General features: G+C 60.0%; 27 protein-coding genes and 2 tRNA genes. 15 read left to right on the top strand and 14 right to left on the bottom strand.

Annotated features, from left to right (window positions below; all coding sequences use genetic code 11):
* Positions 1–94: 94 nt before the first annotated feature.
* Positions 95–454 (bottom strand): HU family DNA-binding protein, encoded by a 360-nt coding sequence (locus ACE3PP_RS00340; RefSeq protein WP_374377179.1) that lies wholly within the window; start codon positions 452–454, stop codon positions 95–97.
* A 201-nt stretch (positions 455–655) separates the two neighbouring features.
* Between ACE3PP_RS00340 and ACE3PP_RS00335 the strand changes: the two genes are divergently transcribed.
* From ACE3PP_RS00335 to ACE3PP_RS00325, 3 genes are all read left to right on the top strand, one after another.
* Positions 656–732 (top strand) — tRNA-Pro (locus tag ACE3PP_RS00335).
* Positions 733–865: 133 nt separating this feature from the next.
* Positions 866–1,174: an ETC complex I subunit gene (locus ACE3PP_RS00330; RefSeq protein WP_374377178.1), complete on the top strand. Its 309-nt coding sequence runs from the start codon at positions 866–868 to the stop codon at positions 1,172–1,174.
* 10 nt (positions 1,175–1,184) lie between these two features.
* A tRNA-Arg gene (locus tag ACE3PP_RS00325) sits at positions 1,185–1,261 on the top strand.
* Positions 1,262–1,325: 64 nt separating this feature from the next.
* On the opposite strand, the gene ACE3PP_RS00320 is transcribed toward ACE3PP_RS00325, so the two are convergent.
* Positions 1,326–1,751 (bottom strand): DoxX family protein, encoded by a 426-nt coding sequence (locus ACE3PP_RS00320; protein WP_374377177.1) that lies wholly within the window; start codon positions 1,749–1,751, stop codon positions 1,326–1,328.
* A 110-nt stretch (positions 1,752–1,861) separates the two neighbouring features.
* Here ACE3PP_RS00320 and ACE3PP_RS00315 point away from each other — a divergent pair, with 110 nt between their 5' ends.
* Entirely contained in the window at positions 1,862–2,758 is an 897-nt protein-coding gene (locus ACE3PP_RS00315) for a LysR family transcriptional regulator (RefSeq protein WP_374377176.1), read from the top strand.
* 2 nt (positions 2,759–2,760) lie between these two features.
* Here ACE3PP_RS00315 and ACE3PP_RS00310 read toward each other — a convergent pair whose 3' ends face one another.
* The gene (locus ACE3PP_RS00310; protein WP_374377175.1) at positions 2,761–2,976 is read right to left on the bottom strand and encodes a hypothetical protein; all 216 of its coding nucleotides are present in this window, start codon (positions 2,974–2,976) and stop codon (positions 2,761–2,763) included.
* 206 nt (positions 2,977–3,182) lie between these two features.
* Here ACE3PP_RS00310 and ACE3PP_RS00305 point away from each other — a divergent pair, with 206 nt between their 5' ends.
* Genes ACE3PP_RS00305 through ACE3PP_RS00280 form a run of 6 tightly spaced genes read left to right on the top strand, consistent with a single transcriptional unit; the run spans position 3,183 to position 9,261 of the window.
* The gene (locus ACE3PP_RS00305) at positions 3,183–4,415 is read left to right on the top strand and encodes a dienelactone hydrolase family protein (protein ID WP_374377174.1); all 1,233 of its coding nucleotides are present in this window, start codon (positions 3,183–3,185) and stop codon (positions 4,413–4,415) included.
* Positions 4,416–5,927, top strand: coding sequence for an SDR family oxidoreductase (locus tag ACE3PP_RS00300; protein ID WP_374377173.1), 1,512 nt, complete (start codon positions 4,416–4,418; stop codon positions 5,925–5,927). It abuts the gene before it with no gap.
* 18 nt (positions 5,928–5,945) lie between these two features.
* The gene (locus ACE3PP_RS00295) at positions 5,946–6,725 is read left to right on the top strand and encodes an ABC transporter ATP-binding protein (protein WP_374377172.1); all 780 of its coding nucleotides are present in this window, start codon (positions 5,946–5,948) and stop codon (positions 6,723–6,725) included.
* A 10-nt stretch (positions 6,726–6,735) separates the two neighbouring features.
* Complete coding sequence (locus ACE3PP_RS00290) at positions 6,736–7,416, top strand: ABC transporter ATP-binding protein (RefSeq protein ID WP_374377171.1); 681 nt, start codon at positions 6,736–6,738, stop codon at positions 7,414–7,416.
* 1 nt (position 7,417) lies between these two features.
* Positions 7,418–8,317: a branched-chain amino acid ABC transporter permease gene (locus ACE3PP_RS00285; protein ID WP_374377170.1), complete on the top strand. Its 900-nt coding sequence runs from the start codon at positions 7,418–7,420 to the stop codon at positions 8,315–8,317.
* Complete coding sequence (locus ACE3PP_RS00280; RefSeq protein ID WP_374377169.1) at positions 8,317–9,261, top strand: branched-chain amino acid ABC transporter permease; 945 nt, start codon at positions 8,317–8,319, stop codon at positions 9,259–9,261. Before ACE3PP_RS00285 ends, ACE3PP_RS00280 begins: the two co-directional genes overlap by 1 nt.
* On the opposite strand, the gene ACE3PP_RS00275 is transcribed toward ACE3PP_RS00280, so the two are convergent.
* The 8 genes from ACE3PP_RS00275 to ACE3PP_RS00240 form a co-directional block, all read right to left on the bottom strand.
* The gene (locus ACE3PP_RS00275) at positions 9,262–9,924 is read right to left on the bottom strand and encodes a haloacid dehalogenase type II (RefSeq protein ID WP_374377168.1); all 663 of its coding nucleotides are present in this window, start codon (positions 9,922–9,924) and stop codon (positions 9,262–9,264) included.
* Between the two features lie 74 nt (positions 9,925–9,998).
* Positions 9,999–11,279 (bottom strand): ABC transporter substrate-binding protein, encoded by a 1,281-nt coding sequence (locus ACE3PP_RS00270; RefSeq protein ID WP_374377167.1) that lies wholly within the window; start codon positions 11,277–11,279, stop codon positions 9,999–10,001.
* Between the two features lie 45 nt (positions 11,280–11,324).
* Complete coding sequence (locus ACE3PP_RS00265; protein ID WP_374377166.1) at positions 11,325–11,567, bottom strand: Lrp/AsnC ligand binding domain-containing protein; 243 nt, start codon at positions 11,565–11,567, stop codon at positions 11,325–11,327.
* 84 nt (positions 11,568–11,651) lie between these two features.
* A complete protein-coding gene (gene kynU, locus ACE3PP_RS00260) occupies positions 11,652–12,893 on the bottom strand; it encodes a kynureninase (protein WP_374377165.1) in 1,242 nt (413 codons plus the stop codon).
* A gap of 2 nt (positions 12,894–12,895) precedes the next feature.
* The gene (gene kynB, locus ACE3PP_RS00255; protein ID WP_374377164.1) at positions 12,896–13,516 is read right to left on the bottom strand and encodes an arylformamidase; all 621 of its coding nucleotides are present in this window, start codon (positions 13,514–13,516) and stop codon (positions 12,896–12,898) included.
* 64 nt (positions 13,517–13,580) lie between these two features.
* Positions 13,581–13,772, bottom strand: a complete 192-nt coding sequence (locus tag ACE3PP_RS00250; protein WP_374377163.1) for a hypothetical protein — start codon at positions 13,770–13,772, stop codon at positions 13,581–13,583.
* 82 nt (positions 13,773–13,854) lie between these two features.
* Positions 13,855–14,247, bottom strand: coding sequence for a phosphoribosyl-AMP cyclohydrolase (gene hisI, locus ACE3PP_RS00245; RefSeq protein WP_374377162.1), 393 nt, complete (start codon positions 14,245–14,247; stop codon positions 13,855–13,857).
* 11 nt (positions 14,248–14,258) lie between these two features.
* Positions 14,259–15,566: an NAD(P)/FAD-dependent oxidoreductase gene (locus tag ACE3PP_RS00240; protein WP_374377161.1), complete on the bottom strand. Its 1,308-nt coding sequence runs from the start codon at positions 15,564–15,566 to the stop codon at positions 14,259–14,261.
* A gap of 192 nt (positions 15,567–15,758) precedes the next feature.
* Between ACE3PP_RS00240 and ACE3PP_RS00235 the strand changes: the two genes are divergently transcribed.
* Positions 15,759–16,697, top strand: a complete 939-nt coding sequence (locus ACE3PP_RS00235) for a DMT family transporter (RefSeq protein ID WP_374377160.1) — start codon at positions 15,759–15,761, stop codon at positions 16,695–16,697.
* On the opposite strand, the gene speB is transcribed toward ACE3PP_RS00235, so the two are convergent.
* Positions 16,694–17,680 (bottom strand): agmatinase, encoded by a 987-nt coding sequence (speB, locus tag ACE3PP_RS00230; protein WP_374377159.1) that lies wholly within the window; start codon positions 17,678–17,680, stop codon positions 16,694–16,696. The two genes, ACE3PP_RS00235 and speB, sit on opposite strands and share 4 nt — an antisense overlap.
* Positions 17,681–17,924: 244 nt before the next feature.
* Here speB and ACE3PP_RS00225 point away from each other — a divergent pair, with 244 nt between their 5' ends.
* Both ACE3PP_RS00225 and ACE3PP_RS00220 read left to right on the top strand, forming a co-directional pair.
* Complete coding sequence (locus ACE3PP_RS00225) at positions 17,925–18,869, top strand: DMT family transporter (RefSeq protein ID WP_374377158.1); 945 nt, start codon at positions 17,925–17,927, stop codon at positions 18,867–18,869.
* Between the two features lie 12 nt (positions 18,870–18,881).
* The gene (locus ACE3PP_RS00220; protein WP_374377157.1) at positions 18,882–19,232 is read left to right on the top strand and encodes a hypothetical protein; all 351 of its coding nucleotides are present in this window, start codon (positions 18,882–18,884) and stop codon (positions 19,230–19,232) included.
* Between the two features lie 9 nt (positions 19,233–19,241).
* Here the strand turns inward: ACE3PP_RS00220 and argE are convergent, their stop codons facing one another.
* The gene (gene argE / locus ACE3PP_RS00215; RefSeq protein ID WP_374377156.1) at positions 19,242–20,402 is read right to left on the bottom strand and encodes an acetylornithine deacetylase; all 1,161 of its coding nucleotides are present in this window, start codon (positions 20,400–20,402) and stop codon (positions 19,242–19,244) included.
* A 101-nt stretch (positions 20,403–20,503) separates the two neighbouring features.
* Here argE and ACE3PP_RS00210 point away from each other — a divergent pair, with 101 nt between their 5' ends.
* Positions 20,504–21,391, top strand: a complete 888-nt coding sequence (locus tag ACE3PP_RS00210) for an N-formylglutamate amidohydrolase (protein WP_374377155.1) — start codon at positions 20,504–20,506, stop codon at positions 21,389–21,391.
* Here ACE3PP_RS00210 and ACE3PP_RS00205 read toward each other — a convergent pair.
* Positions 21,388–22,167, bottom strand: coding sequence for an NAD kinase (locus ACE3PP_RS00205; protein WP_374377154.1), 780 nt, complete (start codon positions 22,165–22,167; stop codon positions 21,388–21,390). The two genes, ACE3PP_RS00210 and ACE3PP_RS00205, sit on opposite strands and share 4 nt — an antisense overlap.
* Positions 22,168–22,285: 118 nt before the next feature.
* On the opposite strand from ACE3PP_RS00205, the gene ACE3PP_RS00200 reads away from it, so the two are divergent.
* A complete protein-coding gene (locus ACE3PP_RS00200; protein WP_374377153.1) occupies positions 22,286–22,825 on the top strand; it encodes a molybdopterin-guanine dinucleotide biosynthesis protein A in 540 nt (179 codons plus the stop codon).
* The last annotated feature ends 1 nt before the right edge of the window (position 22,826 follow it).

Here is a 22,826-nt window from a genome sequence, read left to right as displayed (position 1 = left end):
GGCGCGGGATGCCGCTATTCTCGCTCAAACGAGAACGCCGCGCCCCAAGGGGCGCGGCGTTGTCGCAAGCCTTTAGAAACTTGTCAGGAAACGATTAGATCGAGTCCTTCAATTCCTTGGCGGCGCGGAAAGCGACCTTCTTGCTCGCCTTGATCTTGATGGCTTCGCCGGTCGCCGGATTGCGGCCCATGCGCGCCGGGCGCTTGCGAACCTGCAGGATGCCGAGAGCCGGAATACGGATCTTGTCGCCCTTCTTCAGGTGCTTGCCGATCAGCGCCACGAGGTCAGTGAGAACTTCGTTGGTCTGCTTCTTCGACAATTCATGCTTCTCGGCCAGATCGGTGCCAAGCTGCTTCAAGGTGATGGTCTTCTGTGGTGCGGTTGCCATGGTAAGCCCCTCTGTCGCGGATGATTCCCAAGGGCGGAGAATAACGACGGCCCGAATGAGTCGCAAACAAAGAAAGCGGCCAGAAGGTGAGAGAAATACGCTTGACGCGGGGCTTTCTGCAGCGCAAAGCCCATGTGCGAGCCGCCCGAAAAGGACGCGAAACGGTGAATCCTGGCGATTCGCCGGGACTCAATCGGTCATCAAATCGCCCGTTGCAGTTTCCGTGGGCTTTGATAAAAGGGCTGGAAATGCTTGATTTTGCGGGATCGGGGTGTAGCTCAGCCTGGTAGAGTACCTGCTTTGGGAGCAGGGTGTCGGAGGTTCGAATCCTCTCACCCCGACCATCTCGCAAGATCCTGTTAACGAGATTTTTGCCGGCGGGCCGGCAAGCTGGCGACAATCGGGTTTCGTTCCGGATTGCAAGAAATGGCCGCCGAATCGGTCTCGGCGCATAGGAAGGAAAAGAAGAGGCACCATATGTCCGCGCGCATTTATCAGCCCGCCAAATCCGCGATGCAGTCGGGCCGGTCCGGCCGGTCCAGTGTCTGGATCCTCGAGTTTCCCCAGCAGACTCAGCGTCAGGCCGATCCGCTGATGGGCTGGACGTCAACCAACGATACGCGCCGTCAGGTACGCCTTACCTTCGCCACGCAGGAAGAGGCTGTCGCCTATGCCACGCGCGAAGGAATTGCTTTCGAGATCGAGCAGCCGAAGCAGCGCAGCGTCGCCGCCAAAGCCTATGCCGACAATTTCCGCTTCGATCGCGTCGGCCGTTGGACGCACTGACAAAGGATCGGACCCCATAGCTCAGTTGGATAGAGCAGCTGCCTTCTAAGCAGCAGGTCGCAAGTTCGAATCTTGCTGGGGTCGCCAGATTGAATGAAAAAGGGCGGCTGTGCGCTATGCACAGCCGCCCTTTGTTTGCGAACGCGTGATCTTAGGCGCGAGCTGCCTGCGGCGCCTTGCCGAAGACGCTTTCCAGCGCGAAGGCACCGTTGCCGAGCAGTGCGACGACGCCGGAGATGGCGATCAGGAACAGCGGGTATTCCCAGCCGCCATTGGCAGCGCTGAAGACCCAGCCATTGCCGCTGTGCACCCAGAAGGCGCCCAGGAGAACCGGGAGGAGAGCGATCGAGACAATGCGCGACTTGAAACCGAGGACGAGGGCGAGGCCGCCCAGCGCTTCGGCGGCAAAAGTCAGGTAGGCGAGGGCCGCCGGAAGACCCAGCGATTCGAAGAACTGGGCGGTGCCGGCGAGGGTGAAGGTCAGGTACTTCAGGATAATGGAATGAGCGAGGTACATAACGCCCAGCGACACGCGCAGGGCGAAGGCCGCAATCTGGGCATTCTTCTGGTCGATCATGATTTGGCTTCCTTTAGCTGGAGGGGGCGGTGTGAAACCAATATCGGATGTTGAATTATGGATATAAATTGCGAATAATTCGTTATCCTTGATTGCAAATTCGCACATACATGCAAACTAACACACTGGAATGGAACGATTATAGAGTTCTGTTGGCGATCCATCGGACCGGTGGATTGGCACCGGCGGCGCGCTCGCTCGGTGTCAATCACGCGACCGTCTTCCGACAGGTGAATGCGATGGAGGCCCGGCTAGGCGCCAGATTGTTCGACCGCCATCGCAGTGGCTATGGCCTGACGGCGATCGGCGAAGTGGCGCTCACGGCGGCCGAGGCGATGGAGACACAGGTGCTGGCGGCCGAGCGACGCATGGCCGGCGGCGATCTCAATCTGACCGGCACCATCCGCGTAACGGCTCCGGATGACATGGTGCAAAGACTGCTGCTGCCGATCTTCGCGGATTTCCGCGAGCGTTATCAGAAGATCGAGCTGGAGGTCATCGTCGAGAACCGCTTTCTGAACCTGTCACGGCGTGAGGCGGATGTCGCTTTGCGTCCGACGGTCGCGGCGCCCGAGGCGATGACCGGCATCAACATCGGCGATCTTGCCACGACACTTTATGCGGCACCTGCCCTGGCCGACCGTGTCGAGGCCGGCGAGGCCTTGGATGGATTGCCTTGGGTGGGGTGGGAGGAGGGGGCGGAAACGCTGAGATTTGGCGGCTTCTATCGCAATCGGAAGCTAAACCCGCGCTTTGCCTATCGCTCGAACTCGCTGCTGGCGCAGGTTGCTGCCGCGGAGGCCGGCTTCGGTATCGCCTTGCTGCCTTGCTTCACGGGCGATACGAGCCGCCAGTTGCGGCGCCTGGAGGCGCCGGATCCTGCCTATGCCACGCATCTGTGGATATTGACGCATCCCGATCTGAAGCGGGCGGCGCGTATCAAGGCTTTCATCGATTTCATGGCTGCCGCCTTACGACGCAAGCGCGCGCTCTTGGCTGGCGGCTAGACCTATCGCTCGCCGCAGCTGCCCAGCGCTTGGATCGGGCAATCCGGCCATTCCGGCGAATCGACCGGCGTACTGAGATAGATGATGAAAAGCGCGCAGGCAGCGAGCACCACCCCCAGCAGCCCCAGGCCGCCGCGGCTTTCTTCTTCCTCTAGCTTTGGCTCCGGCCGCAACAAGCCTTCGCTGGCCGCGTCCTTGGGTAAGTAATCCGTTTTCAAGTCTCTCATTCCGTCCAATGAGATTGATGATTCACTATATCTATGTTCGATCGGCTAAATTGAAGGCGACATTCGGTCGTACATCAGCGGTTGTAGTTTGGCTGATCAGACTCGTATTACGCCAGGCGGCGCATTTAGTTGCCATTCAGGGGCCGTTCGGGCAGTTTTCGTGCAACACAGAACATGCAGCCAGGGGGATGATTGCGATGGCCGGCTCCTTCGTCACAATTAACGCAAAAGATGGTGGCCAGTTCCGCGCCTATATGGCGGTCCCGAAGTCGGGAAAAGGGCCGGGTATTGTCCTCTGCCAAGAGATCTTCGGGGTAAACGCCTATGTGCGCGAAACCGCCGATTATTATGCTGAGGAAGGTTACGTCGTCCTTGCGCCCGACCTTTTCTGGCGCCTCGAGCCCAATGTCGACATGGGCTATTCGCCAGAAGAATGGCAGCGCGCCTTCGGCTATTTCCAGAATTTCAATGTGGACAAGGGCATCGACGACATTGCCGCCACCGTCAGCGCCCTGCGCGGGCGTGCCGAATGCACGGGAAAGGTCGGCGTCCTTGGCCATTGTCTGGGCGGCAAGCTCGCTTATCTCACCGCCTGCCGCGTCGATGTCGATGCGGCGGTCGGCTATTACGGCGTCGGCATTGAGGCGCACCTCAATGAGGGGGGCAAGATCAAATGCCCGACGGTTCTGCATTTTGCCGAACTCGATCAATATTGCGGCAAGGAAGCGCGCGATCAGATCATCGACACCTTCAAGGACCGGCCGGACGTCGAGACCTATGTCTATCCTGGTGTCGATCATGCATTTGCGCGCACGATGGGCGACCATTATGACAAGCCATCGAGCATCATGGCGCATTCGCGCTCGATCGCCGTCTTCCGCAAGGCGATGGGGCCGCGCTACGACCTGTCATCCCTGTGGGATGCGCATTGCTATCATGAGTTTGCGACGCGCGACGTTGCCGCGACAATGAAGACGATGGTGGACCAGCCTTACGTCAACCACATCCCGACAATGACTGGCGGCGTGGGACAGAAGGAACTGGCGCGTTTCTATCAACACCATTTCGTCAACAACAACCCGGCCGATACTAAGCTTATCCCGATCTCGCGCACCATCGGCGCTGACCGAGTCGTTGACGAGATGCTGTTTTGCTTCACGCATGATCGGGAGATCGATTGGATGCTGCCCGGCATCAAGCCGACCGGCAAATATGTCGAGATCCCGCTGGTGGCGATCGTGTGCTTCCGCGGCGACAAGCTCTACAACGAGCATATCTATTGGGATCAGGCATCTGTGCTGGTGCAGATCGGCCTGCTGAACCCGAAGGATCTGCCGACGGCGGGTGTCGAAACGGCAAAGAAGCTGCTCGATGAAAAACTTCCCTCGAACACGCTGATGAAGCGCTGGTCGGAAAGCGCTGGCAAGTAAATGACGAATCCTCTCAAAGACAAGCTCGCGGCAGGCGGCTGCATCACCTGCCACTGGGCTACGCTCGGCTCGCCGTCGGCTGCCGAACTGATGGCCGAATCCGGACCGGATTGCATTGTCTTCGACATGCAGCACGGTCTGTGGGACCGATTGAGCCTCGAATATGCGATCGGCCTGGTGCGTCACAAGACAATCCCAACGGTACGAAGCGTCGACGCCAGCGACCATGCCATCGGCATGGTCCTTGATGCCGGTGCTCGTGCGCTGATCGTTCCGATGGTGGACACGGCCGATCAAGCCCGCGCCGTCGTGAGGGCCGCGAAATATCCGCCGCTGGGTGGCCGGTCAGGCGGTGGGACGCGCCCGATGCTGGATTACAAATCCTATATGGCGAGCGCCAATGAGGACTTGGTCGTTGCCGTCATGATCGAGACGGCGACAGCCGTCGCCAATGCGGCGGAGATCGCCGCCGTGCCCGGGATCGATATGCTCTTCATCGGCCCGTTCGATCTGGCGATGTCGATTGGCACCTTCCCGGATTTCGGACCCAAGCATGAAGCCGCGGTACAGTCCGTGCTGGCGGCGGCCAAGGCCGCTGGCAAGAGCTGCGGCATCTTCACGCCATATGCGAGCTTTGCCGCAGATCGCCGCGCGCAGGGTTTCCAATGGGTGGTTCTGGCCTATGACCAAGCATTGATCCAGGAGCCGGCCAAGGGCGCTGTCCGGCATGCTCGGACCGGCACCGGCCCCGATCTCGTCAAGAACAGCGTTGCCCTGGTGACGGGGGCCAGCGGCGGCATCGGCGGCGAAATTACCCGCGCCTTGCTGCGCTCCGGTGCTACCAAGATTTATTGCGGTGCCCGCCAAATCGACAGCCTGCGTACTCTCACATCTGTAGCACCTGACCGTCTGCTACCCGTGCAGATTGACGTTACCGATCCCGACAGTATCGCCAAGGCGGCGAAGGCGTGTCCGGATGTCACCCTTCTGATCAACAATGCCGGTTGGAATTCCAACGAAGGGCTGTTCGCGGCCGGCGCGCTCGATAATGCGCGGCGTGAGATGGAGACAAACTATCTCGGGACGCTGGCGGTTTCGCGTGCATTCCAGCCGATCCTTGCCAAGAATGGCGGCGGAGCGCTGGTCAATCTGATCTCGGTTGTCGCACACAGCAACGTGCCATTGATGGCGACCTATGCTGCTTCGAAGGCGGCGCTTCTTTCGTTGACGCAAGCCTTGCGCGCTGAATTGCGCCAGCAGGGAACCCATGTCATGGGCGTCCTGCCTGGCGCCGTGGATACGCCAATGACTCCAGGTTTCGAAGGAATGAAGATGCGGCCGCAGCAAGTGGCAGAAGCGCTCATCCAGGGACTCCATATGCGGATGGAAGACATCTATCCCGGTGGGATGGCTTCTGGCGTATTCAGCGGCATTGCGCTTGATGCAAAGGCGATCGAGCACGATTTTGCCAACTATCTGCCTTCCGATTCCGCAGTTCGTCGCAATGGGTGAGGCCAGCCAGCCACGTCTATGATCGTCGTCGACAATCTTGTGAAGCGGTTTGGTGGCGTTCGCGCTGTTGACGGCTGCTCGCTGAGAGTTGCCAAAGGTTCGATTACAGGCCTGATCGGTCCCAACGGCGCTGGAAAATCCACCTTGTTCAATATCATCGCCGGTGCATTAGCACCGGATGCGGGAACGATAACGCTCGGCAACGTTGATGTGACCGGCTGGCCCGCGCACAAGCTCTTTGCCGAAGGGCTGGCACGAACCTTCCAAATTGCGCATGAGTTCGCGCGCATGACCGTTCTGGAAAATCTGATGGTCGTGCCGGCCGGGCAGAGCGGCGAGCGGCTACTGCAATCTTGGCTGCGTGGCGCGAATGTGCGCCAAGACGAAGCCCGGATAAGAACCCGGGCTGAGGAAGTACTCAATCAACTGCATCTTGATCATGTGAAGCACGAGCTTGCTGGCAACCTGTCCGGTGGGCAGAAGAAGCTGGTCGAACTGGCGCGGACGATGATGTGGCAGCCCAAGATCGTCCTGCTCGACGAGATTGGGGCGGGCGTCAATCGCACTCTTTTGGGCGAGATCGCGGGTGAAATCGAACGGCTGAACCGGGATCACGGGTATACGTTTTTTGTGATCGAGCACGATATGGACCTGATAGCGCGGCTTTGTTCGCCCGTCATCGTCATGGCCGAGGGCAGGGTGCTGACGCAGGGGTCTATGGAAGAAATCCGGAACAATACCGACGTCATCGACGCCTATCTCGGCGGCCGGGGAGCGCGCGCGCATGCCCCTTCTTGAAGCACGCGGCATGGTTGGCGGCTATGGCGGGATGGATATCCTGAATGGCGTCGACATTGCCGTGGAAACGCACGAGATCGTCGTCATGATCGGTGCCAATGGTGCTGGTAAATCGACGGCGATGAAGGCCTTGTTCGGACTGGTTCATCTTCGGTCAGGTTCAGTCCAGCTTGAAGGTGTGGATATCATCAATGCCGCCCCCAACCACTTGGTCGAAGCCGGTATGGGGTTTGTGCCGCAGGAACGGAACGTTTTTCGCACCATGACGGTGCGCGAGAATCTGGAAATGGGGGCTTTCCTGAAGCCGGGTTCCCAGACGCGTGTCATGGAGATGGTGTTCGATTTGTTTCCGGTTCTGAAGGAGAAGGCTAATCAGCCGGCCGGCGAACTGTCGGGCGGCCAGCGACAGATGGTGGCGGTAGGGCGCGCCCTGATGACGGAACCAAAGTTGCTGCTTCTGGATGAACCCACTGCTGGGTTGTCACCGCTGGTCATGGAACAGATCTTTGAGCGTATTGTCGCCGTCAATCAGGCAGGGATCGGTGTACTGCTGGTCGAGCAGAATGCGCGGCAGGCCCTGGCGATCGCGCATCGTGGCTATGTTTTGGCGACCGGGCGCAACAGATTTACGGGGACCGCAAAGTCGTTGCTCGACAATCCCGAAATCGGCCAGACCTTTTTGGGTGGTTGAGATGGGTGCTTTCGCCGATTTCATGAATCTCTATTTTCTGCCCGGCGTTGCTGTGGGGTGCATCTATGCGCTGGGGGCGGTCGGGATATCGTTGATCTTCGCCATCCTGCGTTTTGCTCATTTCGCCCACGGCGATGTCATGACGCTTGGTGCCTATATCGCCTACAGCCTGGTGGCGGGCCTTGGCTGGTCCGTTTATCTGGCCCTGCCAATCGCCATCCTGGGTGCAGCCTTGGCCAGCGTCGCCATCGATCGTTTGGCCTATCGTCCCTTCCGCCAATCGCCGGGGATCATCGTCGTCATCGCGTCGTTCGGGGTGATGCTGGTGGTCCGCTCGCTCATCCAGCTGTTCTGGGGTGTCGACGTCCTTAACTATGAGACCGGCATCCGCAAGCCGATTGAACTCTTCGCGGGCGTCCGTATGGCGCAGAAACATATCATCATCATTGTCGTCTCGATCGGCATCGCGGCGGCATTGCATTGGTTCCTGAGCCGCAGCCGGATGGGTAAGGCGATGCGCGCGATGAGCGATGATGCGGCGCTTGCCCGTGTTTCTGGCATCGATACCGAACGCGTCGTGCGCTGGACTTGGCTCATCGGTGGTGGATTGGCGGCTGCTGCCGGTGTCTTTGCAGGGATCAATTCCAAGCTTCATCCAAGTGTGGGCTGGGACTTGTTGCTGCCTTTGTTCGCGGCTGCGATCCTTGGTGGCATCGGAAAGCCCTACGGTGCCATCTTGGGTGGGTTGGCCATAGGTGTGGCCCAAGAAGTGGCAACCTACCCCTGGCTTTCTGATCTGCCGTTGGTACCCCCCGCATATAAGAATGCGGTCGCCTTTTTCGTCATGGTCTGCATGCTGATCTGGCGCCCGACCGGCTTGTTCAAGGGGCGGGTGCTGTAATGAATGCGTCGCTCTTCGGCCTGCTGATGTATGCCGTGTCGCTGGCAACGATGTTCGGAATATATGGCGTCCTGTGCATCGGGCTTAACGTCCAATGGGGGTTCGCCGGTCTCTTCAACGCAGGTATCGCCGGCTTCTTTGCTGTCGGGGCATATGCCACGGCCATTCTTACGTCACCGGAGAGCGCCGACTATCTGGGCGGCTTCGGGTGGCCGCCGGTCCTGGCGCTACCTGTCGCAATGCTGTTTTCCGGGCTCATTGCCTGGCCCGTCGGGCGCATCTGTCTGCGGTTGCAAGGTGATTACCTCGCCATGGCCACGATCGGCATTTCAGAGATCATCCGCCTGGTGCTGAAGAACGAGGATTGGCTCGCCAACGGCACGATGGGAATTTCAACAGTACCGCGGCCCTTCGAAAGCCTAGGCCAGCCCTATGGTAATCTCCTTTTCCTGGCCTTTGTTCTTGGTGTGCTTGTGCTTCTTTATGTTGCGGCCGAGCGGGCCTGGTTGTCGCCGTGGGGCCGCGTGCTGCGCGCGATCCGCGACAATGAAATGGCGGCGGCGGCGATCGGTAAAGATGTCGTTTCCTTTCGCCTGCAGGCCTTTGTGCTCGGTGCGATGGTGATGGGGCTCGGCGGCGCCCTGTCCGGCATGTACTTCAAGTTTATCGGTTCGAGCGCCACGGAGCCATTGCTGACGACATTCCTCGTCTGGGTGATGCTCATCATCGGGGGGAGCGGCAACAATCGCGGTGCACTCCTTGGTGCCGCGATTGTGTGGTTCATCTGGTCGGCGACGGAGCTCCTGACCAATCGGCTGCCTGCAGAGTGGATCACCCGTTCATCCTATCTTCGGGCGTTGCTGATCGGGGTCTTGCTTATTATCGTCCTGCAGCGTTTTGCCCGAGGTATTCTGCCGGAAAGGCCGCCACGAGATCGTGCTTGATCAAAGCTGGCCCGATAGTTCTCCGAGCGACGAGATGATCGTGGCCTGGGTCGCCAGATCGTACTCGATCGGACCATTTTGACGGCGCAGCCAGAAGACGCGAAAGCCGAAGCTGGCGGCGCCCATTGCGTCCCAGGCATTTGATGAGACGAATCCGATCTGGGCTGGCGGCAGGTCAAGATGCTTGGCGGCCATCGCATAGACTTGCGGATCGGGCTTGTAGATGCGCAATGAGTCGACCGAAAGCAGCGGGTTCAGCAAATCGTCGAGTTCATGCTTGGCAAAGGCGGCATTCAGCATATCGCTGGTACCGTTGGAAAGCACGCCGAGCCGTAGACCGCGCCGGCTGAGTTGATCGAGCGCTGCTCCGACGTCGGCAAAAGGCGACAGGTGCCTGTACGCCCCGAGGAGGTCGCGACGCAGATCCTTATCCTCGATGCGGAATTGCCCCAAGGCATAGTCGAGGGCCGCCGCCGTCAACTGGTCGAAAGGGCGGTAGCGCCGCGCCAGCGTCCCGGTCCAGGTATATTCGAGCTGCTTCTGGCGCCAGAGTGCCGAGATTGCGGCCACATGGCCACCCAGGCGAGATTCATGGCGGGCAATCGCGGAGTGGATATCAAGCAAAGTTCCATAGGCGTCAAAGAGAATGGCTTTGATGCTCATGATGCGTCCTCAAAACGAAAGAGCCCGCCGATTGACGACAATCGACAGGCTCCATTCACGATAGGCGACAAGCGTCAGGGATTGACGAGGCCGACCTGCTTGTAGCCGTTGCCATCGACAACAAAGTGACCGATCACACCGGGAATGTCACCGTTGGCATCGAACTCCATTTCACCCGTGGCACCGGAATAGTCGACGTCCTTGCCGGCATCGATCAGTTCCTTGGCCTTCTTCCACTCACCGGGGAGGATCTTTTCGCCCGGCGCGTTGGCAACTTCGCGCAGTGCATCGCGCACCTTGGCGCGGTCGGTCGAGCCGGCCTTTTCGACCGCCATCGCCGCCAGCATGACGGAGTCATAGGTTTGGCCGATGAAGATCTTATCCTTCGTGCTCTGATAGGCGGCGGTATAGAGCTCGTCGAATTTCTTCGCCGCATCGCTGTCAGGCGCTGACGGCGAGGTGAAGAACGAGGTCTTCAGATTGTCCGCGCCAATCGTTTCGATCAACTTGTTGTCACGCAGACCGTCGGTGCCGATGAAGCGGTTGAAGAGCCCGTTCTCCAATGCTTCCTTGACGATCGTGGTGCCGGAATCGCCAGCATAGGCGATCACGACCAACGCTTCCGGCTTGTCCTTGGCGAGGGTGCCGAGCTCGGCTGCATAGCTTTGCTGCTTTTCTTCATGCTTCACCTCTGCAGCGATCGTTCCACCGCCCTTCTTGTAGGCGTCGGCAAAGCCGGTCGCCAAGGGGGTCGCATAGTCATTGTTTGCATAGGTAAGGGCCACGGTCTTGATACCCTGATCGAGCACCAGCCTCGCCAGGACAACGCCTTGATAGGCGTCGGACGGGACGATGCGGAAGACGTAATCATTGTCTTTCAGCGATGTGAAGTCCGGCGACGTCGCGGTCGGTGAAATTTGGAGGACGCCGGTGGGGATCGTCACGGCATTGGCCGCGGCCAACGTCGTGCCTGACATCAAGGCGCCGACAACCACCGGGACGTTCTCAACGTTGACGAGCTTGGTGGCTGCGTCGACGGCGCCCTGCGTGGAGCCGGTCGTGTCGCCAATGACTGTGACCATTTTGCCGTTCAGCAATCCACCGCCATCGTTGATCTCCTTCTCGGCCAACTTCACCGAATCCATCATGGGCGGAATGAAGTTGGCGATGGGGCCGGTCACGTCGAAGAGGATGCCGACCTTGGTGTCACCGGCAGGCGCGGGCGCCGGGGTCGCGGCGGCCTGTTCCGTCGTCGCCTGGTTACCGGCTGCGGCTTGATCTTCCTTCTTCTCTTCGCCGCAAGCGGTCAGGATGAGGCCCGACGCCAGAATGGCGGCAATACTTGTCCGCCTCATGAGTGAGATCTTGATGGACATCTATCTTCCCTGACTTTCTTGGATCTAGGTGAATGCGTTGAACGTGATGATGGTGAGTGTGTCTTTCACATGCGGCAAAGTCTGCAGTTCCGACGTCACAAAACGACCGACATCCACGTCGGTCGGCAGATAGCATTTGACGAGCAAGTCGTACTGCCCCGAGATCGAATAGAGTTCGGCGATCTGCTCCACCGAATCGAGCGCCTTTTCCGCAACTTCATAGGATTTGCCCGGCTCACATTTGACCATGACGAAAATGGGCCGCATGAGGTTTACACTCCCTCGGATTGAATAAATCGGTTGGCATGTTGCCTCGTCGCGTGGGCAAAATCCAGCCCCGCACCGCCGAATTCAGGTGACCGCCGCCCGTCGGCTATAGGCCGGGTTCCGCCATTCTTCGTTTGTAAGTACCTGCCGCAAGATGGCGACGGCGTCCCATATGTCTTGGTAACGGACGTAAAGGGGGGTGAAGCCGAAGCGCATCAGATCCGGGGCCCGAAAATCGCCAATGACCCCATGCGCAATAAGGGCCTGCATCACGGCATAGCCGGAGGGGTGGGCGTAACTGACTTGGCTGCCGCGACCCGCGCCGTTGCTCGGGCTGGCAAGGGCCAAGCCGAAGTCGGGGCATTCCTGTTCGACCAGCCGGATCATCAGGTCGCCGAGGGCCAGGGACTTTTCCCGCACCTGCCGCATGTCGACGCCGTCGAACGTATCCAGGCCACAGCCAAGGGCGGCCAAGCTGAGGACCGGTGGCGTGCCGACCAGGAACCGCTCGATCCCCGTCTTGGGTCGGTACCCGGTCTCAAAGGCGAAGGGCGTCATGTGGCCGAACCAGCCGTAAAGCGGCTGCTGGGTGGCGTCCAGCCAACGCTTGGCGACGAACAGAAAAGCCGGCGCTCCGGGGCCACCGTTGAGGTATTTGTAGCCGCAGCCGACAGCGAAATCGACGCCGCATCCATTGAGGTCGACCGGCATTGCACCAGCCGAATGGGCCAGGTCCCAGATGGTGAGGGCACCCGCTGCCTTTGCCTTGGCCGAGATCGCGGCCATGTCGTGGCGGCGGCCCGAGCGATAGTCGACCTCGGTCAGCATGACTGCGGCGATATCGTCGCGGATGCGGTTGGAGACTTCCTCCGGGGCCACGATTTCCAATCGATGATCGCGCCCCAGCAATTGGGCAAGGCCCTGCGCCATGTAGAGATCGGTCGGAAAATTGCCGCTGTCCGAAAGAATGATGCGACGTTCCGGTCGCAGGGCGATGGCGGCACTCAGCACCTTGAAGACATTAAGCGATGTGGAATCGCAGACGACAACTTCATCAGTATCGGCACCGATGAGGCGCGCGATCCTTGCGCCGAGGTGAAGGGGGAGGTTGACCCAGCCATGCTTGTTCCAGCCCGTGATGAGCGATTGTCCCCATTCCTCTCGGATCAGATTTTCCAGGCGCGCTCCGGTCGCGCGCGGCAGGACGCCCAGCGAATTGCCATCAAGATAGATGATGCCGTCTGGCAAGGCGAAGCGTTCGCGAAGTGACGCCAACTGATCGTCCTGATCAAAGGCCACGCAATCGGCGCGAGTCAGTTCGGTCATTCCTAAAGGCTCCGCAAGATTGCGCGAACAGGGCTCGAATCCGCCCCTTCTATCCTAAGCGGCAGGGCTATCAGTTCATAGATACCGAATGGTACCGTGTCGAGAACGAGCCCCTCCAGAATGGCAAGGTCGTGTTTTGCGACGGCGCGATGGGCATCCATCGATTTCGAATTCTCGGGGTCGAGGGATGGCGTGTCGATGCCGATGAGGCGCACACCGCGCGCCGCCAGCGCGTCGATCAGCGCCGGATCAACCGCCCTGAAGTCGGAGTCCCATACCGCACTGGGGTGCCTGTCATAGGTGCGAATGAGGACCCTGGTCGTTCCGGCAGCAAGCTGCGGCAGGATGATATCGGAACCAACGGGTCCCTCGAAGCCCCGGGCGTCCACGACCTGTGCCGGCCCCAAATAAGTGCTGAGGTCGACAAGATCGATGGTCTTGCCTTCCGCATCGTAATGGAAGGGCGCATCGGCGTGGGCGCCGCTGTGCGTGGATAAGGTGAGGGCCGAGACGTTGACTGGAACGCCTGCATCCATGGACCAAGTCCGGTCGACGCGGAAGGCGGTGTCCCCGGGCCAAACCGGCAGACCGTTTCGCAATGTTTGGGAGATGTCGTAGATCATGATTGGCCCGGCATGGAAAAGTCCGCCGGAGCCTAGGGGAGAGCTGCGCTAGCAGCAAGAGTCGCTATTTGGGTGCAAGGAGGAAGAAATAGGCCGCCGCCAGCCCACCGCCAACCAGCACCAAAACCCAAAGGAGGATGCCAACGAGTTCTAGGCCGCCGAGGCCGCCTTTGGCAGGCTTGGCTTCGGGAGCAGCATCTCCACGACCGGCAACGATATCGAGGGCACGTTGCTCGTCTTTCTCCCGACTGCTCATCAAGTCCTCGTGCGCAGATTCAAACCCCCGTTTCGTCTACGGCCAGAAGGGTTAACAAGGTGTTCACAACGGATCGTCAAAGTCATTTTTGATAGAGTTTTTCTGGCGAAATCAGCACGTCGGCGATGATCTTGGGACTATCGTCCCGCAGCGCGGTATAAAAGCATGAGCGCCGACCAGTGTGGCAAGCCGGTCCGATCTGGTCGACCAAAAGCAAGAGGCAGTCCTGATCGCAATCGGCGCGGAGTTCGACAAGCCTCTGGATCTGGCCGGAACTGTCGCCCTTGCGCCAGAGCGATTGGCGGGAGCGGGACCAATAGACGACCCGGCCACCTTCCAGTGTCGCTTGGATACTGGCGCGATTCATCCACGCCATCATCAAGACTTCGCCAGTGTCATGTTGCTGCGCGATGGCCGGTATCAGTCCATTTTCGTCATAGCGAAGACCGTCGATGAAGGTGGCTGTTGCTGACATGGGGCGGTTCCTCACCAGATGGAAAGGGGCTGTTTGACGTCGCCTTCGGCAAACCGGCTCAAGCGGAAGGCGCGAAGGTTGAAGCCGGTCTCCTTGCCTTGCGCAAGAGCGTGCATGGTCTTGCCGATGACCGGGCCCAAGGCGAAGCCGTGACCGCAAAATCCTGTGGCGACCAGCAATCCGGGAAGGTTGCTTGGCGCATCGATGACGGGGATGCCGTCGGGCAGCGTGTCGATGTTGCCGGCCCATTGTTCGGCAAGGCCGATGCGCCCTGCGGTCGGAAAGGCGCGCTCCAACAACTTGACTGCGTCACGCAGGCGCTGCTGCGCCGGCAGGATGTCCGGTTCGCGATCGCCGATGGCGGGAAACTGCGCCCCATCCTGCCAGGGAAGGCGCTTGGCAAAATCGCGCAGCAGAGGACCGCCGACATGAAGTGTGAGACCCTTCGCGCTGTCGCGATAGGCGCTCCAATACCAACGCGTGAGGCGGATATGGTCCAACGTCACATCGACATCGCCATGCATGCTGGAGGCGATGTTGAGCGACCCGTCGCTCCGCCGGCGGAAGGCAATGCCATCGCCGACGAAGGCAGCATCGGTGATGGGCGGCAGAATGTTCGTGCGGGCGACGGAGGCCCTGACGAACGATTGCGGCAACAGGATGCCAAGAGGCTGAAGCAGGCGCCAGGAGGTGGCGCCGGCACACAGCAGGACCAAGCCCGTTTTGACATCGCCCCATTCGGTCACGACATGGCTGATCCGGCCCGCAGTTCGTTCAATCGATAAGGCACCACAGCCTTCCAGGATCGTCGCACCGAGATCGCGGGCCCGGGCAGCGAATGCTGGTGCTGCCTTGCGCGGCTCGGCATGTCCGTCACTCTTGGTATAGAGCCCGCCGACTATCGGGCTGGCGAGATTTGGAAGCAGCGATTTCACCTCGGCAACGCTGAGGAGGCGCGTATCGAGATCAAAGCTCTTTGCGCTCTCGAACCATTTCTCCCGGTATGCCGCGATACTCTGGGAGCCACTGGCATAGAGCGCCCCACCTTCGTTCCATTCGAGGTCGGCATTGAGTTCTGCCTCAAGCCCACGCCAAATCCTCTTGCCTTCTTCCATCAGCGGAATTTCATCGGGATCGCGCATCTGCACACGGACGAAGCCCCAGGCCCTGGAACTCTGCTGGCCCGCGACCCGCGACTTGTCCAGCAGCACGACCTTCATGCCTGCCTTGGCCATGTAGTAGGCGCTGGCGCAGCCTTGGATACCGGCACCGATAATGACGATATCCGCTTGTGCGGGTAGGGCGTTGGGCAAAGTCAAGATTGGTATCCTCATTGCAGCATTTGAGCGCGACTGTCCTGCCTCAGCGGCGCCCTGTCAATCTGGCGGGATGACGCTGGCGGGTATGATGGTGAAGCATCGTCGTCATGCAGGCGGGGATGATTGACGGCCCGTTCTCCAATCTGGGAGAGTGCCGCCGCCCTGATTGGGCCGCAAAAGGGGATTCGGGGCATGGTGGGGCGTTGGGCTGGCGTTGGAGGATTGCTTCTCGCGGCTCTTTTTTGGGGCGGTATGATCCCGCTCACCAAATATCAGCTGATCCGGTGGGATCCCTATTTTCTCGTAGCCGCCCGATCATTTGGGGCCGTGCCACTGCTGTGGCTCCTGATGGTGATTGTCGAACGTGGTAGGCCGAAGGGAAAAGCCGTACCCGCCTGGAAACAATGGACCTTCGGTGTATTGGGGAACGGCGGATTTGCCGTCTTCTACACGGTCGGCGTGCAGTTCAGCGACCCGGTTCTGGCGGCAATCGTCGTCGCGACCGGGCCGGCTGTCGCCGCCCTGACGGACCGCTTCTTTTTCGGTCTGCCGTTCAACCGGTTGATGGTGCCGGGTTTGATCGCCAGTGCGGTCGGCTGCGCCTTGGCCTCGATTGATCCGGACTCCGGCAGCGGGGGCATATCTTTCGGTGGTGGCGAGGCGCTCATTCTGCTGTCGGTTATTTGCTGGGCTTGGTATTCGACCGTCGTGCAGCGGTGGTGCTCCGATTGGTCCCAGGCGCGGATAACCTTTGTGACGATGGCGACATCCGGCCTCGCCGCGACGATGCTTTACTTCATCCTTTCCGCTCTTGGCGTCGCCGTTTTCCCTCCGGCATTGCCACAAGCGCCGATCGAGGCATTCAGCCTAATCTGGTACATCGTGACCGTGATGGTGCTGGGCGTGGTCCTATGGAATGCCGGCGTGCGTGCCGTCGGGTTGGTAACGGCTTCGCTCTACAATAACCTCACGCCGCTGGTGACAATCGTCATCCTGGTCATTCTGCAGGGGATCGTCCCGACGCCGATGCAGCTTGCGGGTGGTGCACTCGTGCTGCTTGGCATTGTCTATTCGGAATGGCGCATCCTGCGGGCGGGACAGCCCGCAGGATGCGCCGGTATCCTAAGTTAAGCTTTTCCGTTGGCCTTGCGCTGCGCAAAGAGGCAGATCAGGTCGCAGGCGATATGCGCCGCTGCCAACGCCGTGATCTGGCTTTGATCGTAGGCTGGCGCTACTTCGACAACATCCATCCCAACCAGGTTGAGCTCGGTAAAGCCGCGCACGATCGCCAAGCCTTGCGCGGCCGACAACCCGCCTGAAACGGGCGTTCCCGTGCCGGGCGCGAAAGCCGGGTCAAGGCAGTCGATGTCGAAGGTGAAGTAGGCCGGGCGGTCGCCGACGATGCGGTTCACTTCAGCGACAACGGCGTCGGTGCCATGCCGATGGACCCAAGGTGCATCCAGAATATTGATTCCCATGAAATCGTCATTCCAGGTTCGAATGCCGATCTGGACCGAATGGGCGGGGTCGATCAGCCCGTCCTTGACCGCCTTGTAGAACATCGATCCATGATTTAGCGATTTCGGTTCGTCATCTGCCCAGGTATCGCAATGGGCATCGAAATGGATGAGCGAAAGCGGCTTGCCGAATTTCTCGACATGCGCCTGCAGCAGCGGGTAGGTGACATAGTGATCGCCGCCGAAGGTCAGCATGCGCGCGCCGGATTTCAAGATGTGGCGGGCGTGATCGACGATCGCATCGTGGATTGTCATCGGGTTGTGCACGTCCAGATAACAGTCGCCGTAGTCGATCACCGCCAGCTTTTCGAAGGGATCGAAGCCCCAGGGATAGGGCTTCAGGCTGGCGACTTCCGCAGATGCGAGCCGGATCGCTTGCGGCCCCAGGCGAGCGCCGGGGCGATGGGTGACGGCGAGATCCAGCGGCACACCGCTGATGACGAGATCGGCGCCTTTCAGGTTCTTGCTGTAGTTGCGGCGCATGAAAGAAAGCACGCCGGCAAAAGTGGGTTCGAGGGCAAGGCCATAGGGGCTCTTGCGGGAAATAGCGCCATCGATCTTGATGTTGGCGTCGTGATCAGCATCGTCTTCATGCATGGAAATGACTCTTCCTGGGTTTCTTCACTTAGGGGTCTCCCCTAATGGTCACCTGGGATCGATTGCAGGCTCGATTTCAGATTGCCTCAATTTCGATTTTCTGGGGGTCTCCCCCAGTGGTCGCGCCACTTGCGCTGCCGTCGTTCCGGGTCACAAGCGTGACGACCTTAAGCAAGCTTTGACAGAGTGTCGAGGCATCATTTTGATAGCGCTTTCCGCCAACGACTCGGGTTAGTACCAAATCATGGCCAAATGGATCGGCTATTTCGGCCTCCTGCTGCTGGCTCTTCTCTGGGGCACGATGGTGCCCACCGTCGCCCATCTCCTGCAGCGCTGGGATCCTTATTTCCTGGCGGCGTTTCGGTACATCGGCGCTTTGCCGGTCATGTGGGCAGCACTTGCGTTGTTGGAGAGTCAGCGCCAGGCCGCACCACCGAGCGGTCCGGGCGGAGATTGGCGAATTTGGCCTCTCGGCATCATCGGTATTGGCTGCTACGCCGCCCTCTATACGACCGGCGTCTATCATTGCAATCCCATTACGGCTGCCATTCTCAGTGCCACGTCGCCGGCCATCGCGGCCATCGTTGATCGCATCGTCTTCAAGGTGCCGGTGGATCGTCGCATGCTGCCGGCCATCGCCCTGGCCATTGTCGGCAGCGCATTCGCAACGGTGCATTTTGATGGCGGCGACATGTTCGATTTCCGGGGCGGCGAGATTCTGATGGTGATCGCTTTTGCCTGCTGGTCTTGGTACTCGACCGCGGCGCAGAAATGGTGCCGTGGCTGGTCTCAGCTGCGCATCACGACTGTTACGATGACGACTGGGGGCGTGGGGCTTGCCGTGATCTTCGCCGCCGCGGTCCTGTTGGGGGCTGCACAATTTCCACCCGCCATGCCAGACAATGGCGTCGACTGGCTGGTCTTCGGGTGGATGACGATCGTGCTGGTTGCTATTGGCGTCTATCTTTGGAATTTCGGCGTCAAACGCACTGGCGTCGTGGTGGCCAGTCTCTATCTCAATCTTGTTCCGGTCGTATCCATCAGCATATTTGCCCTTTCGGGAACGAAGCCGACGGTCATGCAGATTATCGGCGGCGTCCTGGTGATTGCCGGCATTCTGATGTCGGAGTTGCAGATGCTGAAGGCAAAGAAGGCCGATCCCGCGCTAGAATCCGCGCATCTCAGTTGAATGGAGGCATAGATGGCTGACGTAAAACACTACAAGCGCTCGGATATGAAGTTTGAGACGTACGGGGGGCCGCCGGGTACGGCGGAGATCAGCCGTCTTGTCGGCCCGGACATGTCCAGCACGATGGGCGTGGGGATCGCGAAATTCGACGGCTGCTCGATCGATTGGACTGTGCTCTATGACGAGATGATCATCGTCATTGAAGGTTGGTTCCGCCTGAAGCACCCGGGTGGCGTCATTGAGGCCGGCCCGGGCGACGTTATTTGGCTGCCCGACAAAACTCCGATCACCTATGAAGGTGAAAAGGCGATTGTCTGCTATGCGCTCTATCCGGTCGACTGGCGCAAGAAGCACAATCTCTAATCGAGATCCCTAGGAAGATACCCGGGCAGTGAGGCGTTCGAGGAACGCCTCACATTGCGCGATTTGCTCGATCATCACCCATTCATTCGGCTTATGCGCCTGCTCGATCGAGCCCGGCCCGCAGATCACGGTCGGAATATCGATCTGCTGAATAAGGCCGCCCTCAGTGCCGAAGGCGATCTTGATCGTATCGTTAGCCTTGGTAAGGGCCTTGGCGATGACGGTAATCTCGGCGTCCTCGGCCGTATCGAGGCCGGGGAAGGCTGAGATCGGCTCCCATGAGAAGCCGGTTTCGCCATTGATGGCGCGCATTTCCGCCGCCAGTTCTCCCTCGGCGAAGCGTTTCACTTCGGCGACGAGCTCGTCCGGATTTTGCACCGGCAGATAGCGAAACTCGAAATCGAAGCTGCAATCCTTCGGCACGATGTTGAGGGCGGTGCCGCCACGGACGACACCTGTATGGACGGTGGTGTGCGGCACGTCGTAATCGTGATCGTAAGGACCCTGGGCGGCAAAGCGGCGGCCCATGCGCTTCAAGTAACCGATGACTTCGGCGGCATACTCCACCGCGTTGACACCTTTGGGTGCCAGCGAAGAATGGCATTCGAGGCCGTGCACATGGCAACGAAGGCTCTTTTTGCCTTTGTGCGCGATGGCGACTTTCATCGAAGTCGGTTCGCCGATGACGCACCCCTTCGGTTTCACGGGCAGGTCCTTGATGACTTCGAGGGCGCGGCGCACCCCAAGGCAGCCGACTTCCTCATCATAGGAGAAGAGGAGGTGAACCGGCGTGGTCAGCTTGCGCTTGGTCAATTCAGGTACTGCGTTGAGGACGACACCCAGGAAGCCCTTCATGTCGCTGGTCCCACGGCCGAAAAGCTTGTCGTCGGCTTCCTTGACCGTCCACGGATCGCTCGACCAATCCTGGCCGTCGACCGGCACCACGTCGGTGTGGCCCGACAGCGCATAACCGGCCCGGTCGTCGGGCCCGATCGTGGCGTAAAGATTGGCCTTCTTGCCGGTCACATCGTGGATAAGCTCGCTCTTGATACCGAAGCCGTCCAAATAGTTGCGTAGGAAGTCGATCAATTCCAGGTTGGAATTGCGGCTGGTGGTGTCGAAGCTGATCAGACGTCGAATGAGATCGAGGCTTTGCGGGCGTGGCGCCAAGATGAAACTCCGTTAGCAAACGCATACTATTGACGGGCTATTCGGGAAAGCATACCGGGGTGCGGAGGAATGGCAAGGTTGACGAATGGCAGGGTAGAGGAATGGCTGAAGCGGCCCGCATGCAGCGCAAGACCTATCTACCGGGCGTTTTGGTCCATTACGAGCCGGCGCCGGATGTTGGCCTGGTGCCAGTGGTCTTCGATTCACCCCACAGTGGCTATGAGTATCCGGGGGATTTCGACCATGTCGTTCCGCGGGATATGTTGCGGCGCGCCGAGGACGCCTTCGTCGACGACCTCTATGCCGATGCGCCCGCCGCCGGTGCGGCCTTCCTGAAAGCTCTGTTCCCGCGCGCCTATATCGACCCCAACCGGCATGAGGATGAGGTCGATCTGGAGATGCTTTCCGAGCCTTGGCCGCGTCCTGTCCGCGCCAGCGAAAAGGCGGAAATGGGGCTGGGACTCATCCGCCGGCTCATCAAGGGGCGGGTGCAGATCTATGATCGACCGCTGACGGTAAGCGAGATCATGGCCCGGATCGAAAGCTATCATCGTCCGTACCATGACGCGCTTGCGGCAATGATCGAAGAGCGTCTGGCATCGTTCGGTGCGGTCTGGCACGTCAACTGCCATTCCATGCGCACGACCGGCCGTCACCAGGGCAAGGCGATCCCACGCGAGGATTTCGTGCTGGGTGATCGCGAGGGCGAAAGTTGCGATCCGGCCTTTACGGAGTTCGTCGCGGAACGCCTGCGCGCCATGGGCTATTCCGTGCAGATCAACCACCCCTTCAAGGGAGCGGAACTGGTGGCGCGCTTCGGTCGCCCCTTGGCCGGTTGCCATTCGCTCCAGATCGAGGTCAATCGCGGCCTCTACATGGACGAAGACCGTATCGAAAAGCACGCTGGCTTCGGCGCGCTGAAAGGCAATGTCGATAGGCTGATCGCCGACATCTGCCTATTCGCGCAGCAGCAGCTCAACAGCCACTAGGCCTGGAACTGTTCCTGCAGGATGCGCTCTTCCAGATGATGTTCCGGATCGAAGAGGAGCGTCAGGGCGGTGCTTTGGTCCTGGCAGACGGTGACCTCGGTGACTTCCCGGATTTCATTGAAATCTGCCGTGGCGCTGACCGGTCGCCTCTCCGGCTCGCGGATGATGAAGCGCAGCTTGGCGCGCTGGGGCAGAATGGCGCCACGCCAGCGACGGGGACGAAAGGCACTGATCGGTGTCAGGGCAAGTACACCCGACGCCAGCGGCAAAATCGGTCCATGCGCTGAAAGGTTATAGGCGGTACTGCCGGCAGGTGTTGCCACCAACACCCCATCGCAGACCAGTTCGTTCATCCGTTCGCGACCATCGATCTCGATGCTGATCTTTGCCGCCTGGGCCGTTTCGCGCAGCAGCGAGATCTCGTTGATGGCAACCAGGCGGTGCTCCTGGCCGTCGCCGGTAAGGGCCGTCAGTTGCAGTGGATGCAGGATCACCTGCTCGGCACGCCGGATCCGCTCAAGGAGGCCGGCCGGATCATAGCGATTCATGAGGAAGCCGACCGTGCCGCAATTCATACCGAAGATGCGGGCTTTGCGGTTCATGGTCTGGTGCAAGGCGCGCAGCATCGTTCCGTCGCCCCCGAGGACGACGACAACATCCGCACCAGCAAGATTGCCGTTGCCGTATCGCGCGGAGAGTTCCGTAAAGGCGGCTCTGGCGTCTGGCGATTCGGCAGCGAAAAAGGCGACGTTGGGGGCGTGGGCGGGATTGTTCAAGTTGCTCGGGCTCCGATTGGCGGGCGGCTGCAGTATAGCGTTGCCGTGGCCGCTTGCCAAAGGCGGTCGACCCATAGCAGTGTAGCCGGGAAATTGACGCGGGGAGCGGGGAACGGAAATGGGGAAGCGGTTGGCCGATCTGGCCTTGGCGGCGAGCGTGCTTTTGGCCGGCATTCCGGGCTTGGCGGTACCGATGGCTTTCGCCCAGGACAATGTTGCGCTGGAAATTGCCGGGGAAGACGAGGTCGGGGACCATCACGAGGGCTATTATTATCCGACCCCGCAGACAGTTGAGCATTATAGCAGCCGCGTGGTGACACTGCCCGACAGTGACAAGATCCGGCGCCAGGGCTTTGTCATCGGCATGGCGAGGCAGCTCGTTTCGGCGCAATACGCCCCGGACTATGCCATTTTCGCCAAGGGCGACGATGGTCAGAAGCTGATTATCACGGGCCTGCGCGACGGCGCCCTCGATACCGTCTTCCGCGCGCGCGCTCTGTTCGCGAGCCTAACCCTGATTGCCAGGTCGACGCCGTTCTTCCAGAAGAACACGCAGCCGGAAGAGGCCACTTTCTTCGATCTCTTGAAGCTTCTTGGCTTCACCCAGGTGACGATCTCCGACGGCAAGCAATTCTGCCATCAGGTCATCATCGACTGAT

The organism is Dongia sp., assembly GCF_041910485.1.
In the GTDB taxonomy this organism is placed as follows: domain Bacteria; phylum Pseudomonadota; class Alphaproteobacteria; order Dongiales; family Dongiaceae; genus Dongia.
Note: the sequence above shows the minus strand (reverse complement) of the source record. Positions and strands in the feature narration are given on the sequence as shown.